This is a genomic window from Blautia sp. TM10-2 (assembly GCF_003480845.1).
GTDB lineage: Bacteria > Bacillota > Clostridia > Lachnospirales > Lachnospiraceae > Fusicatenibacter > Fusicatenibacter saccharivorans.
The window spans coordinates 100,600-114,863 of sequence record NZ_QUJZ01000004.1 but is presented as its reverse complement, the minus strand read 5'-3'; the positions used below and the strand labels follow the sequence as shown (position 1 = coordinate 114,863).

The 14,264-nt window shown below is 44.7% G+C and carries 16 protein-coding genes; 3 read left to right on the top strand and 13 right to left on the bottom strand.

Features of this window, described 5'->3' with window-relative positions:
- Window positions 1–4: 4 nt before the first annotated feature.
- From DXD92_RS05185 to DXD92_RS05135, 9 genes are all read right to left on the bottom strand, one after another.
- Window positions 5–1,018: a galactitol-1-phosphate 5-dehydrogenase gene (locus tag DXD92_RS05185; RefSeq protein ID WP_118595170.1), complete on the bottom strand. Its 1,014-nt coding sequence runs from the start codon at window positions 1,016–1,018 to the stop codon at window positions 5–7.
- Window positions 1,015–1,719: an IspD/TarI family cytidylyltransferase gene (locus DXD92_RS05180; RefSeq protein ID WP_118640226.1), complete on the bottom strand. Its 705-nt coding sequence runs from the start codon at window positions 1,717–1,719 to the stop codon at window positions 1,015–1,017. Before DXD92_RS05180 ends, DXD92_RS05185 begins: the two co-directional genes overlap by 4 nt.
- A 1-nt stretch (window position 1,720) precedes the next feature.
- Complete coding sequence (locus DXD92_RS05175) at window positions 1,721–4,459, bottom strand: translation factor GTPase family protein (RefSeq protein WP_118640225.1); 2,739 nt, start codon at window positions 4,457–4,459, stop codon at window positions 1,721–1,723.
- Between the two features lie 157 nt (window positions 4,460–4,616).
- A complete protein-coding gene (locus tag DXD92_RS18945; protein ID WP_226906371.1) occupies window positions 4,617–5,024 on the bottom strand; it encodes a hypothetical protein in 408 nt (135 codons plus the stop codon).
- A 175-nt stretch (window positions 5,025–5,199) separates the two neighbouring features.
- A complete protein-coding gene (locus DXD92_RS05160) occupies window positions 5,200–6,879 on the bottom strand; it encodes an FMN-binding protein (protein WP_022461155.1) in 1,680 nt (559 codons plus the stop codon).
- A 432-nt stretch (window positions 6,880–7,311) separates the two neighbouring features.
- Window positions 7,312–8,550: a tyrosine-type recombinase/integrase gene (locus tag DXD92_RS05150; protein WP_005330087.1), complete on the bottom strand. Its 1,239-nt coding sequence runs from the start codon at window positions 8,548–8,550 to the stop codon at window positions 7,312–7,314.
- A gap of 105 nt (window positions 8,551–8,655) precedes the next feature.
- Entirely contained in the window at window positions 8,656–8,835 is a 180-nt protein-coding gene (locus tag DXD92_RS19480) for an excisionase (protein ID WP_080543107.1), read from the bottom strand.
- A gap of 4 nt (window positions 8,836–8,839) precedes the next feature.
- Window positions 8,840–9,949: a replication initiation factor domain-containing protein gene (locus tag DXD92_RS05140; protein WP_006857463.1), complete on the bottom strand. Its 1,110-nt coding sequence runs from the start codon at window positions 9,947–9,949 to the stop codon at window positions 8,840–8,842.
- Window positions 9,950–10,007: 58 nt separating this feature from the next.
- Window positions 10,008–10,337: a hypothetical protein gene (locus tag DXD92_RS05135; RefSeq protein ID WP_005335695.1), complete on the bottom strand. Its 330-nt coding sequence runs from the start codon at window positions 10,335–10,337 to the stop codon at window positions 10,008–10,010.
- A 249-nt stretch (window positions 10,338–10,586) separates the two neighbouring features.
- Between DXD92_RS05135 and DXD92_RS05130 the strand changes: the two genes are divergently transcribed.
- Window positions 10,587–11,270 carry a helix-turn-helix domain-containing protein gene (locus tag DXD92_RS05130; protein WP_015554186.1) on the top strand — a complete coding sequence of 228 codons (684 nt, stop codon included), beginning with the start codon at window positions 10,587–10,589 and terminating at the stop codon, window positions 11,268–11,270.
- Window positions 11,271–11,462: 192 nt separating this feature from the next.
- Here the strand turns inward: DXD92_RS05130 and DXD92_RS05125 are convergent, their stop codons facing one another.
- Window positions 11,463–11,678: a helix-turn-helix domain-containing protein gene (locus tag DXD92_RS05125; protein ID WP_005335690.1), complete on the bottom strand. Its 216-nt coding sequence runs from the start codon at window positions 11,676–11,678 to the stop codon at window positions 11,463–11,465.
- Window positions 11,679–11,791: 113 nt separating this feature from the next.
- Between DXD92_RS05125 and DXD92_RS05120 the strand changes: the two genes are divergently transcribed.
- The gene (locus DXD92_RS05120; protein ID WP_006426016.1) at window positions 11,792–12,100 is read left to right on the top strand and encodes a hypothetical protein; all 309 of its coding nucleotides are present in this window, start codon (window positions 11,792–11,794) and stop codon (window positions 12,098–12,100) included.
- A gap of 50 nt (window positions 12,101–12,150) precedes the next feature.
- Here the strand turns inward: DXD92_RS05120 and DXD92_RS05115 are convergent, their stop codons facing one another.
- On the bottom strand, window positions 12,151–12,402 hold the full coding sequence (locus tag DXD92_RS05115; protein ID WP_005335687.1) for a hypothetical protein: 252 nt from the start codon (window positions 12,400–12,402) through the stop codon (window positions 12,151–12,153).
- A gap of 49 nt (window positions 12,403–12,451) precedes the next feature.
- Window positions 12,452–12,922 carry a GNAT family N-acetyltransferase gene (locus DXD92_RS05110; RefSeq protein WP_015554185.1) on the bottom strand — a complete coding sequence of 157 codons (471 nt, stop codon included), beginning with the start codon at window positions 12,920–12,922 and terminating at the stop codon, window positions 12,452–12,454.
- Between the two features lie 92 nt (window positions 12,923–13,014).
- Between DXD92_RS05110 and DXD92_RS19635 the strand changes: the two genes are divergently transcribed.
- Window positions 13,015–13,179 carry a group II intron maturase-specific domain-containing protein gene (locus DXD92_RS19635; protein WP_154253351.1) on the top strand — a complete coding sequence of 55 codons (165 nt, stop codon included), beginning with the start codon at window positions 13,015–13,017 and terminating at the stop codon, window positions 13,177–13,179.
- A 74-nt stretch (window positions 13,180–13,253) separates the two neighbouring features.
- On the opposite strand, the gene tsf is transcribed toward DXD92_RS19635, so the two are convergent.
- Complete coding sequence (gene tsf / locus DXD92_RS05100; RefSeq protein ID WP_118640224.1) at window positions 13,254–14,192, bottom strand: translation elongation factor Ts; 939 nt, start codon at window positions 14,190–14,192, stop codon at window positions 13,254–13,256.
- Window positions 14,193–14,264: the final 72 nt, after the last annotated feature.

Genomic DNA, 14,264 nt, shown 5'->3' with positions numbered 1-14,264 from the left:
TTTTCTACTCCCATGAAACCATTACTTTGCAGTATGGCTCTTTATGATTTTTCATCAGTTCCAGTCCGTCCATCAGCTTTTCGGACGGGAAACAGTGCGTGATCAGCGCCTGTGCCGGGATTTTCTTCTTCGAAAGCGCATCGAGTGCCTCCGTCCAGTCGCAGGCTTCATCTTTTTCATAAGAAGAATTCCACGTTCCCATCAGGTTCAGCTGTTTGCGCAGGATGCGCCAGTACACGTTCTTTTCCATCGCAAGATCGCCCGATGGATTTCCCATCAGCACGATGCTTCCGCCCGGTCTTGCAAGAAGAACTGCACCGGAAACGGCCTGCGGCGTTCCGACCGCTTCTACTACAACATCCGCCTGAATCGCTTTACTCTCCTCTTCCGTCACATATGAGATGCCCGGGATCTGTTCTGCGATCGCACGTTTTGCTTCGCCCCGTCCAATCACAAAAACGGTTTCGGCGCCGAGCGCTTTCGCCCACGCTGCCGCTGCAAAACCGATCATGCCCGTTCCGATCACTGCTGCGGTATCGCCCGGCTTCACACCGCTTCGTTTCACCGCATGAAGCGCCACAGAGAGCGGCTCCAGCATTGCTGCCTCGCGGAAGCTGACGTTTTCCGGCAGCTCCATCAGGTTCCAGTCCGGCACGGCCACGTATTCCGCAAAGCCGCCGTCCCGGCGCGAGCCGAGGTAATCGTAGTGTTCGCACATCTCATATTTTTTCTGCCGGCACTGCGGGCAGGTGCGGCATGGGATCAGCGGGAAAATGCCGACCCGTTTTCCAACTCGCTCTTCCGGCACACCCTCGCCGTATGCGGCAACCACGCCTGAAAACTCGTGACCCGGAATCGTTGGAAAATGGTATGTTCCGTTTGTGAAAATCCGCGGAATATCGGAGCTGCAGATTCCTGATGCCTTTACCTGCACCAGAACCCAGCCGGATGGGATTTCCGGTTTTTCGATGTCTTCCCTTCTTAAATCATTGACTCCATGCAGCTCGTATGCTCTCATTTCGTTTCTCCTTCCACAATCGTACAGAAACGCTCCAGGTCGCTCCTTGTTGTAATCTTAAAGTTCCGCTCATCCCCTGGGATCATCGCCACATCCATTCCATGGCGGTAGGCAATTTCACTCGTTCCCCTTGTGAGGGACAGCTCCTCTTTCGATGCTTCCCGGTTGATCTTCGCGTACGGATGCAGCCGGAAGGCTTCCGGCGCCTGACCGGCAAACAGCGTGCTGCGCTCCAGCAGATGGTCAATTTTCGTTCCGTCGCTGCTCTGATAGATCGTGTCCTTCATCGGCAGCACCGGCATACAGCCCTCATGATCGGCAAGCGCCGCAAGGCAGTCGCCAATCAGCTGTCCGCTCACCAGAGGCCGCACGCCGTCGTGGATGATCACACCGTCGTTCTCCGATACGGAATCCTCCATGCAGACGGTAAGGCCATTATGAATGGATTCCTGCCGCGTATCCCCGGCATCCGCAAAGGCGAGAAATTTCGTAATCCCGTCTTCTTCCATCCATCCGCGGATCTTCTCTCTCCAGGCATCTGCCGCCACGATGACGATTTTCTCAACGGCACTGCTTTTCTGAAACTGCTCCAGCGTATACAGCAGAATCGGTTTCTTTTCCACTTCCAGATACTGCTTCGGAAAATCCCCCATCTGCATTCTCGTTCCGATTCCCCCCGATAGTATGATTGCGTAATTCATCTTAAGCCTTTCCTTTGCTCTTTTTACTCTCTTTTTTTCGCTCTTCTTCCAGCTCTTTTAAAAAGTCTCCCAGTTCTCCGGAGGCGTTCTCCAGCAGGTACGACTTCGTTTTCTGTTCTTTCTCCAGATAGTTTTCCCGGATCTGGCCGTTTGTATGTTCAATCTCTGTGCGCAGATCCCGTGCGGAGAGACGATGCGCGCCCGCTCCCATAATGATGATCTGCTCGAGACCGTCCGAGGAAGCCACCGTTACGTTGCCGTTGTGGCCGATCCTGTGAACCGTTTTCTCGATGTACTGGTCAGCCGTCTCCGCCTCTTTCGTATAAACGACATGAATATTATGGTACATGCCGACCTCACCCTGGTTGCCTTTTACTTTGTAGGCATCAAAGACAAGAATCAGCGTCATTTTTTTATATCCCTGATAATTTGACAGGATGTCCATCAGTTTTCCTCTGGCGCTCTCAATATTATACTTCGCCAGCTCATTTAAATCATCCCATGCAAAAATAACGTTATAGCCGTCCACCAGCAGATATTCCTCCTGCGGCTCCTTCGGGCGGTTTGATTTTGCATATTTGGGATCCCCGATGCCGGATGACGAGGTGACCGGACGTGTCCGCCGCTCGAAACCGGCGCGCTTCCGCTCCACTTTGCCGTATGTCCTCGTAAAGATTTCTTCCAGCTCCTCTGCCTCCTGCAGGGAAGCTGCCATCGGCACGCGGTCAGATGCTTTTTTTGCTTTCTGCACAGAGGATGCTCCGCCGCTCCGGTCTGCCGCAGATTCGGCTGAATCGCTTTCTTCTTCCGGATTTTCCAGCGTGTATTCCAGATGCATATGGTCTTCCACTTCATTCCATGGAACGACAAAGCCTGCCCCGTGGGCACAGAACACAGAACCCGTCGGATTTTCCACATCCGCCTCGGAATCGTAGCCGATGGAGGCAATCACTTCCTCCGCGTTGTGACACGGCTCATATCCTTTTAAGGTACAGAACACTCTTCCGCGTCCCCGGCTGTAAGCAGTCACTTCTTTCTGATAATCCTGCATCGTCACAACCGGTGCGGTTCCGGTGATCACTGTCATATCGCCTTCCATTTCCGGCGGTTCAAAGCTGCCGTACATCCGCTGGATATCGTTCAGCGCCCGTCCCGTCGATTCCGACGGAATTTCCAGACGGAACGCATAGACCGGCTCCAGCAGAACGGATTCTGCTTTTTTCAGCCCCTGCCGCACCGCACGATACGTCGCCTGGCGGAAGTCGCCGCCCTCGGTGTGCTTAATGTGCGCACGGCCCTTGACCAGCGTGATTTTCATATCGGTAATCTCCGACCCGGTCAGCACGCCGGGATGCTTCCGCTCCAGCAGATGTGTGAGGATCAGACGCTGCCAGTTGCGGTCCAGGGTGTCCTCGCTGCAGACGGTTCCAATCTGCAGTCCGCTGCCCGGTTCTGCCGGCTCCAGCAGCAAATGAACTTCCGCATAATGGCGCAGCGGCTCGAAATGGCCGACACCCTCCACGGTACTGCGGATCGTCTCTTTGTATACAATATTTCCGGCTCCGAATTCCACCCATTCGCCGAAACGCTCGTGGATCAGACTCTTTAAGATCTCGATCTGCACCTCACCCATGACCTGCGCATGGATTTCCGCGAGGCGCTCATTCCAGACAATGTGGAGCTCCGGGATTTCTTCTTCTAACTGGCGCAGTTTTCCAAGCATCTGATGGACATCGCAGTCCGGCGGAAGCTCGATGCGGTACGTCAGCACCGGCTCCAGCACCGGTTTTTCCGCCTCGGTTTCGTTGCCGATGCCCTGACCGGAGAAAGTGCTGTTCAGTCCCGTTACGGCACAGATCGTCCCCGCCGGTGCTTCCTGTACCATCGTATAGCCCGCACCGGAATAAATACGGATCTGGTCTGCCTTTTCTTCGCCGAGCATCTGCTTCACCTTCAGCACGCCGCCCGTGATTTTCAGATGCGTCAGACGGTTTCCTGCCGTGTCCCTTGAAATCTTAAAAACGCGCGCACCAAAATCCCCGCCGTACTCCGGCGTTTTTGTAAACCGGTCCAGAATTTTCAGAAATTCCGTCACGCCCTCCATCTTGAGTGCAGAGCCAAAGCAGCACGGAAAAACCTTCCGCTCTGCGATCATCGTGCGGATCTGGTCTTCTTCCACGCTTCCCGTTTCCAGATACTGCTCCAGCACGTCCTCATCACACATGGCGAGTTCTTCCAGCAATTCTGCGTTCTGGAGATCCTGCGAGAAATTCAGGCAGTGCTCTGAGAGACGGCTCTGCAGTTCTTCCAGCAGTTTTTCCGCATCCGTGCCCGGCTGATCCATCTTGTTGATAAAGAGAAAGACCGGGATCTCATACCGCGCGAGCAGCCGCCACAGGGTTTCCACATGACCCTGCACGCCGTTCGCACCGCTGATCAGAAGAACCGCATAGTCCATGACCTGTAAAGTGCGCTCCATCTCCGCCGAGAAATCCACATGGCCCGGCGTGTCAAGGAGTGTGACCTCCGTCTCGTTCAGCTTCAGCACGGCCTGTTTGGAAAAGATCGTGATACCCCTTGCTTTTTCCAGTTCCTCCGTGTCCAGAAAGGCGTCCTTGTGATCCACTCTTCCGGCTTTCCGGATCTGGCCTGTTTTATATAAAATTCCCTCTGCCAGCGTCGTCTTTCCCGCATCGACATGCGCTAAAATGCCTACCGCCAGTTTTTTGGTTTTTTCCATTTTGTTTCATCCTGTCTGTATGATTCATATTTTTCAGGCCCCCTCATCCCCTGCGGCCCGACTCACTGCTTATTGTACCACAAAACCTCTCATTGCGGAACCCCGGAGTGAAACGCAAAAAATCTCAAAGCGGATTTCTCTCCTGCTTTGAGATTTTTTATGCTATGTTCTGTTTTATCTCTCCCCCGCCATCGGCTGCCGATCTGCAATTTTCAGGAAAACAAATCCCAGTGCAAATAAAATCGCCAGGCATGCAACCGCCACGTTGATCGTTCCGCCTGCCAGTTTTACAGCTGCAATAACTGCAGAACCGAGGAACGATGGTTACTCTGTCTTCCAACGTCATATCCGTTTCTTTTAAAAGTTCATTTGCAAGAAGTGTACCGTACTCTGCATGATGGGCAACCTGCATACAGTGTTTCTGCGAATGATCCGTATATCCCAGCTGTCCCAGGTTTTCGTTTCCTTTTTCAGATATGCGCTGCATCCATTCCAGACTCCAGCCTAACCGCTGTATTTTTACTGTTCCTGCCATTTCTTTCAGAATATTTTTTACTACAATCACGATCGTAGCACATTTGTATTTTAACTGCTATCCTGTTCCTATAAGGTCTATATCAAATGATTGTTAAATTTTTTATATTTTTGATGCAGTCGGGCGGGGTTCTGTTACAGCAGAAAAGCACTGCAAATACAGATGAATGTATTTACAGTGCTTATTTTGAGATTATTTTTGTTTTTTAATTCTGTGCGTCTTCGTATTCTTTTACTTTTTCTTCATACTGCTCCTGGCTCTCGATCGTATGTTTTACAATATGACCGTGCTCTTTCTGCTTATGTGCCAGATCCCGGCCAGGACGCGGTGCATATTCGTCTTCCGGGATTTCGAGTGCATTGGCGGTGGCGTGAATGATACCGTTGCTGCTGTAGGTGGCACCGCTCAAGGCGTCGATGTTAAGGCTCTGTTCTTCTTTCATCTGCCCTATCACGTAAGGCGCTGCACGGAAAAAGTATTCCTCGGTGTCGCAGTAGGAAAGGATGGAGATGTCGGTCACTTTCTGGTTTTCTACCGTTACCTGCACTTCGACATCCCCGCGGAAGGCATCGGCGGTACCCGTGCAGATGCCGTCTTTCAGGTCGTGGAAACGGCCGGCGTCCAGGAATGCCTGTTTTTCTTCCGTTGTATCCGTCGATTCAGATGCTGTATTTTCCTGTACAGTATTCTCATCTCCGGCGGCTTCTTTTAACGCATTTTGAGTGGCCTCAATCAACCCTTTACTGCTGTAGGTGGCGCCGGAAACGGTATCTATCTCCTCGGCACTCTGTTTTTTCATGATTTCCGAAAAGATTCCTGACTTTGCTCTGTCCAGATATGTCTGATCATCCTCGGCGTTCTCTATCGTCAGTCCGGTTATCGTTCCCTGTTCCACTTTTACGGAAACGGTCACGGTTCCGCGGTAGCCTTCTCCACTTCCGGAATAAGTGCCGTCCTGGAATCTGCTGTCCAGATTCTGTTCTGCCGTATCAATGGCCGCATCACCTGCTGTCTTACCAACGGAACCGCTCTCGCTCCGGATCAGGAACTGTGACGCTGCAATCGTAAGGCAGGTCACCCCGACACCGATCCACACGCTGTATCGGTACTTCCAGTGTGCATTGTTCTTCAGACATCCGTTTATACATACCCCGCATCCAATACACTCGCCGCCTGCCGTCTGCTCTTTTTCTGTCAGATCAATTCCCATGGTACATTTTGCAGTACAGAGACGGCAGCTTCCGCATTTGCTCCGCGGTTTTACAATTTTTAACAGCGTACATCTGGAAATCAGGCTGTAGATGGCTCCCATGGGACAGAGATACCGGCAGAAAAAGCGCTGGATTAAGACGGATCCGACGAAAATCACCAGAATCAGCGCACCGCCAATCGAAAACATCGGCTTCACACCCGGCCAGTGTCCGATGGAACTGTACTGTCCAAACACCTGCCACGGCCCTGCGATGTTCCATTTTATCATACCGCTCCATACGAAGACTGCCCAGAACAGGAGCACACCATATTTGATCCAGCCTGTTGGAACATTTCTTCCACTCTTCTTTGAATTTGAATGCAGGTTTTTCGCACCTGCTTTTCGAAACCGCTTTTTCAGCTTATTTCCTGCAAACCACAGAAAATCCTGCACAGCCCCGAAGCTGCAGAAATATCCGCAGAAAAACCGTCCCACAATAATCACCGCCGGAACCGTCGCCAGCACCATCCATACCGAATACCTGATCCGTTCCCACGAAACCGTCCCCTGATAAACTGCGGAAATAATCGTCCCAACCGCAGAAAACTGCGCCTCAAACAAGCCCGGGATCAGCAGGAAAGAAAGGATCTGAATCACTGCTTTCGGCCAGTTTCTTTTGTCTTGTTTTTTCAAATTTGTTCCTCTTTTCTTATGTTTAACGTTTCATCTCCATTACCGGACCATTCGATTTATGTTCCTGGATTAATTCACAAATCTCCGAAAGATTCATTGCCGGGAAATCTCCGGGGACGGTATCCTTCAGGGCACTTACTGCATTTCCGATGGATACTGCCTGTGACAGTAAAAAACCCTCATAAATCGTGTATTTTCTGCACATTTATGAGGGTTTTATATTTTTGCGTTATTTTTACAAATTCACAGTTGAATTATGCGTTCATCTGTTTTGCCAACTTTTATTTACTGTTTTCTCAAATGCCCATTTTATAAGGCTTTCTACGCTTTCCTCAATTCTGCTCTTCCATTTTACCCAATTTCCCTTTGGGTAGAAACTTTTCATTCCCGTTGAAAGCAAATTTCTCTTATTTTGCTATGTTGGGTACTCTTTTATGCACACTGGGTAGAGTTTTTATTTTTCTGAACTTTCTGTTTTTCACTCACGCTACCAAACTTTGCTATTTCTTCTTCAAATTTTGTTTCTGTCACATGAGTATATATGTCAATCGTTGTACTGTAATGCTGATGTCCCATTAGCATTTGCACTACTTTAGCGTCCATTCCTTTTTCAAAGCACCTGCTACAAAATGTATGTCGGATTGCATGAGGATAAAGGTCTTTAAATTCTATCGGCTCTCTGTTTTCCTTTACCGCTTCTATTGCTTCTTGAAAATTGATTGCTTTTACTACTTTCTTAATTTCTTTTTCTGCTACATTCCGAATAACTGGACTTCCTAAAGAAGTGGTAAACACCAAGTTATCAAATTCTCCACTTGAACGCCAACGATTTCCATAGGCTTTTTTCTGCCTGTTCTGTTTTTCTTTTTGAGATAACAGAATTTCTTCTGTTTCTGCCATAAACGGAATACTTCTGTATGAATTATGTGTTTTAGGCTTTGTTAGTCGCATAGTCTTTACTCCATTTTCATATTGACAGGATAAAGACCTTTGAATGTTAATACATTTCTTATTCCAGTCTATATCTTCCCATTTCAGACCACCGACTTCCCCAATTCGCATACCCGTCAGAAACATAATGTAAAACATCTCTTTATACCAGTTATGCTCTACTTCCTGCAAAAACCTTGTTTGCTCTGCCATTGATAAGAAACGTCTTTCTGCTGTTTTATTTTCCCAAGGTACATTGATTTCAAAACATGGATTGATGTCTATAATACGATTATTCTTTGCAGACTCCAAACACTCCCGAACTCTGCCTAAAGCATCTCGCATACTGGAAGACGCTCTCCCCTGCTTATTCATATCGTTAATGACACGTTGAATATCCAAGTTCCGTATATCTGTCACTTTCATATTCCCTATTGCTTTTCCAAATGTATTATAATATTTGCTACGCATAGGAAACACGCTTGTTTCCTTGATATTAGGAATTTTATAATTTGCAAACCATTCCTCAAACCATTCATTCAGCGTTATTTTCTGACGTTTCATATCAATATTATTTCTTGCTTCTTCTTTTGCCTTTTCAAACAATATTTTTAATTTCTTCAAATCAACATCATACAAGTTAATGTCTATTCCGTTTATCTTTGCTCTTGCTTCGTATCTACCGTCCTTTCTTTGACGTAAACCTGTTCCTAATTCTTTTCCTTTTAAATCTTTACCCATAATCTCTACCCTTTCTATCAATCAAATATTTTGATAAATAAAAAGGGAACTTCTGTGATTTTAACCATATACTACTATAAGTTCGCCTCCTTTTCAATCAGAACTTCAATAACTTTTTGCTTGTTGCTCTAGCCATGTGTCTAATAATCTTCTGTTCGCATACCACCGATACCCAATCTTCATGGAAAACGGACAGTTTCTACTTTTCAAGAGTTCTCTTGTCTTTGTTTCTCCAAGTCCAAGATACTCACTTACTTCCTTTAAATTTAATAATGCTTTTTCTATACGATTATCCCCTTTCCTCTAATCTTCTTGCTTTTATGTAATCATCATACAACTGTTTCTGTGTGATATTCATTTCTCCATTTGCTACAAGATTACCGATATAATCCCTTTTCTCTATCTTTCCAACCTCTGCAAACAGTTTCAAAGACGGAGCAACATACTTTTCTAACCATTCCCACACCTTTTGTAAACTTTTCTTCTGTGGTTGCATGGTAAGTTTAACCTTACCTATATCTTTCATCAGTTCCGCCCACGCTTGATAGGTTGGGTAAAGCCTTTTTCGTGTTGTCATGCTGTCTGTCGGCTTTTCTAAAAATCGTATTTTGCTGTTCAATACTTCCATTGCCAGTCCTGCCACATCTCTATATCTCAATAATTCCTGTACTACGCTAACTGCCATTTCCTGCCGAAATCTCAACTCATATCTATTCCAATTTTCGTCTAATTCTGTTCCATATTTTTTATTCTGTTCATATCCTTTTTCATAAAATACCAATCTCAAATTGCTGGCTGAACTGCCGAGATAAAGACTACCACCTTTACTCTGAAACACTTCTTCTTTCAGTTCTCCCGAGTCGTGAAAATCTATCTCCCTTAGTTTTGTGGAAAGCAATCCCTCTTTTGTCCGTACAATCAAATCAGGAATACTCAAATAAGGTTTTCTATCATCTATCGCCAAATCAATCCGAGGAACATTGATATGATACTGGCAAACTCTGTTCAAGAAATCAAACCATGTTTCCTCATTGAGTTGTAAAAAATTCTCATAGTTGCGACAGCCTTTCCCACTCATTAAAATCTGAAAGCCTTGATACTGTGCATTTCCTGTCGGCTTTAGCACCTTGATATTATCGAAGATTGCCACAACCTCATGTCCTGCAATCCCCTTTTCATAACCCGTTACGGTCATAAGTTCCAAAGGTATTCTCAGTACATCTTCTATAACTGCTTCTAACGGAACTTCCTTAATCGTTATCTGACACCAGTCTATCAAGGCACTTAATGCTTCTTTCTGTCGTATTACTCCCCTGTTAGTGTAGGGGAGTTCTGGAAGAAAACTTCCGCTTCTTTCTTCCAAATTTACCATACCTCCTATCTGCAATGGCGTTGCCATTGCCCTGCCCTCAACCTGCCGTTTGGTACGTCAGAACGAGGACAGGAACTTTGACCGCCTACATATTTTTGTTTGCAACAGGGCGGATACCCTTACAGGTAATCTTCTCCACTAATACAGGAAAGTTTCCTCTCTGCACATAAGGGGCATATACTGGTTCTTCCAGTTCCACCACCGCATAAGGCTCAATCTTCGGAAGTTCCGTTGCTTCCAAGCGAATATCCACGCTGTTCCCAAGCTTCATGCTTCCAAGATGAAGTTTTAAGGCTTCCACTTCCTCTGTTTTCTTCTTACTGTCTTTATCATAGCGGTAACAGTTATCCGCACCCATGAAACGAAGTTCTCCAAATGCTTCTTTTACCTGTTCTTTTGTCAATGTAATCTGCATACACGTTCCTTTCTCCCCGTTGAACCGATAGGTCAGTTTCTCATATTTTCAATTTCTTATTACGACGTCGTTTGTGGTTCAGTTATTTCTGAACTTAATTGTATATTAGCACAGACATATTTGTTTTGCAATAGGAAGTTTAGTTTTTTATAAACTTTTTATTTTCTTTTTTCTGAACTTGTGGTATAGTGTCCTTAGACGATAAGATATGAAAAGTTATAACGAGATATGGAAAGAGAGGGTTTTCAGATGAATACAATCGCAGAACGGATTAAATTTGCCATGAAAGCAAAAAATAAAAAACAAGTAGATATAGTCAAAGATACAGGTATCAGCAAAGGGGCGTTTAGTTCCTATCTTTCGGGACAATACAACCCCAAAGCCGATAAAATGGAACTGATCGCCGACTCCTTAGATGTAGATTTGCGTTGGCTTTACGGACAAAATGTGCCTATGGAACATACAAGTCAAAACGATAACGCCCTGCAATATGTCTTTTATAACAACTCCTGCTCTGAGTATCTTCTTGATGATTTAGATGATATATATATCGCCATGATGACACAATATGCCGCCCTCATTCCACGCTTTTATGTCCTTGTCAATCGTGCTGGAAATGCAATGCACATACTGCCACTATTTTTGAAAGAGGATAGTTCCCAATTCTATGAATGCCCGTCTGATTTCTTTTATTCCGACAGGCATACAATTTTTACAAGAGATTTTGAAAGCATTCACATGGTATTAACAACCGCCACGATTTACTATTATGGAATTGATACAGCAACCTATGAACCGAAAGTTACCATGCTCTCCTACTCACAGACTGACGACTGCTTTCATATCGACAACGGAATACAAGACGGTCACATAAAAGCATTTGAAAAGGAACTGGAGAAAGAAGCACTTTACTTAAAGCATAACGCCCAGTAACAGACAAGAGGACTTGCAAGGTTTCCGACCTTTCAAGTCCTCTGCTGTATCATGGTGCTGTTGGCTGTGTCCGTTCCGTCAAGGACTGCCCTACGGCGTATCGGCTACGCCTTGTTCCTTGACCTCACTACATTTTCTCTTTTTCTTGACACAACAAAAGCCTGCACGAATTTTCTTCAATCCGACAGGCTCTCATTCTTTCACATACTCTATCAGTTCTTCTATTCCACACTCCAAGTAACTGCACAGTTTACAGATTAGTTGTGCGTCTAATCTCTGAAATTCATTTCTGCAATAACGATTAAAATTAGACCTCGGTATATCCAATTCCTTACAAATGGTATTCTTACTAATTCCTTTTTCTTTCAGCAGTTCCTCTATGTGAAGTTCCAAATGTCCATACTTCATTGCCTCACCTCTACATAAAAGTATATTCAATAAATCTTTATGTAGTAATTCACTATATAGTGAGGTACTATATACTTATCCCTATAACTATACAGAAACAGAGGTATATCAAAATGAAAAAGAAATTGTTATTTGCCACTATTATTCTAGTCTTGCTTGCAGGCATTCTCTATTACATTAGCTTGCCCGATTATCTTGTATTTAACAGTATGTCATTCAGCAATGGGGCTAATCGTGATACCGAACTACAAGTTATTGTATATCAATACTGGAATACAGATGAAGTAATAGCGGAAATCGAAGCAGAACATAATCAAATCAACGGAACTCCTACTATTCTTACAATCAATCTGTATCACTCTAAATGGTCTTTTCGCAATGGATATGAACCATTTTATAGTACCACTATCAATTATAATTAAAAAGAAAAAGCAGACAGTCAATAAAAAAACTGTCTGCAATAATATGGAATTTACCCCTTTAACCCTCTCGCCTGTCTATCCATATCTTCAATAACAATATCATAGATTTCTCCGATTTGAGAACAATATTCTAACACTTTCCATGGCTCATTTGTATGAAAATGAATTTTAATCAATTCTTCATCTCCAACCGCCAATAAGCAATCTCCTTTAAAATTATTTGTGAAATATTCATTTATTTTATCTTCATCAAGATTTTCGCCTTCAATCAAAAGTTGAGTATCATATCTAAATTCTAACATCCTATTATCCTCCAAATTCACATTTTTCAATTTTACAAACTGAAGTTTATCAGATTGTGTACTTCATAGGGGTAAACCTAATCCCGTCTATTTCTTGCTCGTCTGATTGTGGCTTAAATCCGATATGAAGATAAAATGGCTTACCGTATGGTGACGAATTTAAAGTAATCTCGTGCAACTTTGGAGCATCTTTCAAAATATCTGCTAAAAGATACTGAAAAATTGAAGTAGCTACACCTTGACGATGATATTCTTTCTTTGTGAATGCTAAGTTGATATGCTTCCTGTTTGAATACATACCGATAATTCCAATCATTTTACCCTTGTCAAACGCCGCATATATAGGGCAGATACCTTGTTGACATTTTGAAATAAATTCATCATTTTCAACTATATCTCGCTTGAATGTTTCAATTCCCTCCGGTTTATAGTCCGGTGCTTCAAATTGTAAAAACACTTCTAATGCTAAAGCAAGGGCTTCCATTACTTCATTGCTATGTATTTTTCGTATTTCATACATATCTCCACCTCAAATTCTAATTTGTTTATTTCTCTTATTCTAGCATATTCCCCAATCTTTAACATTATTTTTTTAAAAAATTTGAGGGCATATTGCAAAATGCAATACACCCTCAACACTCACAGCGTTCCCTTTCTATTTTTAAACAACAAGTAAATTCCTCGTTAAGAGGTTGGGTAAATTTCTTTACCCAATACCCTACCCAATCTGTACCCAAAATAGCACGATATTTTGTGAGATTTTACAGTAGTTCATAACACTTGTCAAAATAGGCAGAAACCGCTTAAATACGCTATTTAATTTGCTTTTTACCAGTCTTGCGATTGATAAATTAGTTTCCCATCTGTTTTGCAACTTCCTCAGCAAAGTTCTCTTCTTTCTTCTCGATTCCTTCACCGGTCTCGAAACGAACGAAGCCTTTTACTGCTACGGTTGCGTTGTTTGCTTTAGCAACCTGTGCTACGTACTGAGCTACGGACTGTTTTCCGTCTTCTGCTTTTACGTATACCTGGTCAAGCAGGCAGATCTCTTTGAGCTCTTTGTTGATACGGCCCTGGATCATTCCCTGGATAACTTTTTCCGGTTTCTGGGACTCTTTCGGGTCGTTCTGAATCTGAGCCATGAGGATTTCTTTCTCATGTGCGATGTAATCAGCGCTTACTTCGTCGCGGTTTGTGTACTGCGGACGAAGAGCTGCAATCTGCATTGCAACGTTTTTAGCCATCTCTTTGAGGTCATCGTTTACAACATCTGTCTCAACGTCAACCAGAACACCGATTTTACCGCCCATATGAGTATAAGAAGCAACGAAACCGTTCTCCTCTTTTACCTGCTGGAAACGACGGATGTTCATGTTCTCGCCGATGGTAGCGATCTGATGAGCCAGCTCTTCGCCAACGGTCTCGTTGGTATCGAATTTCCAAGGCTCTGCCAGGAATCCTTCTACGTCTGCTGCAGTTGTATCCATAGCCTGCTCTGCAACCTGTGCTACATAGCCACGGAATTTCTCGTTCTTTGCAACGAAGTCTGTCTCAGCGTTTACTTCTACAGCGACAGCTTTCTTTCCATCCTCGGATACGTTCAGCATAACGATACCCTCAGCTGCGATTCTGCCAGCTTTTTTCTGAGCAGTAGCAAGTCCTTTTTCTCTCAGGAACTCCATTGCTTTGTCCATATCACCTTCGGTAGCTGTAAGAGCTTTCTTGCAGTCCATCATACCAGCACCGCTTACTTCTCTTAACTCTTTTACCATTGCTGCTGTAATAGCCATTGTTTTATTCCTCCGTATACGTGATTCAGCAGACTGCATCTTCATGCCGGTCTGCTATTGTGAGATTCGCCG

What these genes read in the sequence shown, in the direction of transcription:
- DXD92_RS05110 (WP_015554185.1), bottom strand. Translation starts at nt 12,922, where the DNA reads ATGTATGAAATACGAAAAATACATAGCAATGAAGTAATGGAAGCCCTT.
- DXD92_RS05130 (WP_015554186.1), top strand. Translation starts at nt 10,587, where the DNA reads ATGAATACAATCGCAGAACGGATTAAATTTGCCATGAAAGCAAAAAAT.
- DXD92_RS05185 (WP_118595170.1), bottom strand. Translation starts at nt 1,018, where the DNA reads ATGAGAGCATACGAGCTGCATGGAGTCAATGATTTAAGAAGGGAAGAC.
- DXD92_RS05175 (WP_118640225.1), bottom strand. Translation starts at nt 4,459, where the DNA reads ATGGAAAAAACCAAAAAACTGGCGGTAGGCATTTTAGCGCATGTCGAT.
- DXD92_RS05150 (WP_005330087.1), bottom strand. Translation starts at nt 8,550, where the DNA reads ATGGGTAAAGATTTAAAAGGAAAAGAATTAGGAACAGGTTTACGTCAA.
- DXD92_RS05120 (WP_006426016.1), top strand. Translation starts at nt 11,792, where the DNA reads ATGAAAAAGAAATTGTTATTTGCCACTATTATTCTAGTCTTGCTTGCA.
- DXD92_RS05180 (WP_118640226.1), bottom strand. Translation starts at nt 1,719, where the DNA reads ATGAATTACGCAATCATACTATCGGGGGGAATCGGAACGAGAATGCAG.
- DXD92_RS05115 (WP_005335687.1), bottom strand. Translation starts at nt 12,402, where the DNA reads ATGTTAGAATTTAGATATGATACTCAACTTTTGATTGAAGGCGAAAAT.
- DXD92_RS05125 (WP_005335690.1), bottom strand. Translation starts at nt 11,678, where the DNA reads ATGAAGTATGGACATTTGGAACTTCACATAGAGGAACTGCTGAAAGAA.
- DXD92_RS05140 (WP_006857463.1), bottom strand. Translation starts at nt 9,949, where the DNA reads ATGGCAACGCCATTGCAGATAGGAGGTATGGTAAATTTGGAAGAAAGA.
- DXD92_RS05135 (WP_005335695.1), bottom strand. Translation starts at nt 10,337, where the DNA reads ATGCAGATTACATTGACAAAAGAACAGGTAAAAGAAGCATTTGGAGAA.
- tsf (WP_118640224.1), bottom strand. Translation starts at nt 14,192, where the DNA reads ATGGCTATTACAGCAGCAATGGTAAAAGAGTTAAGAGAAGTAAGCGGT.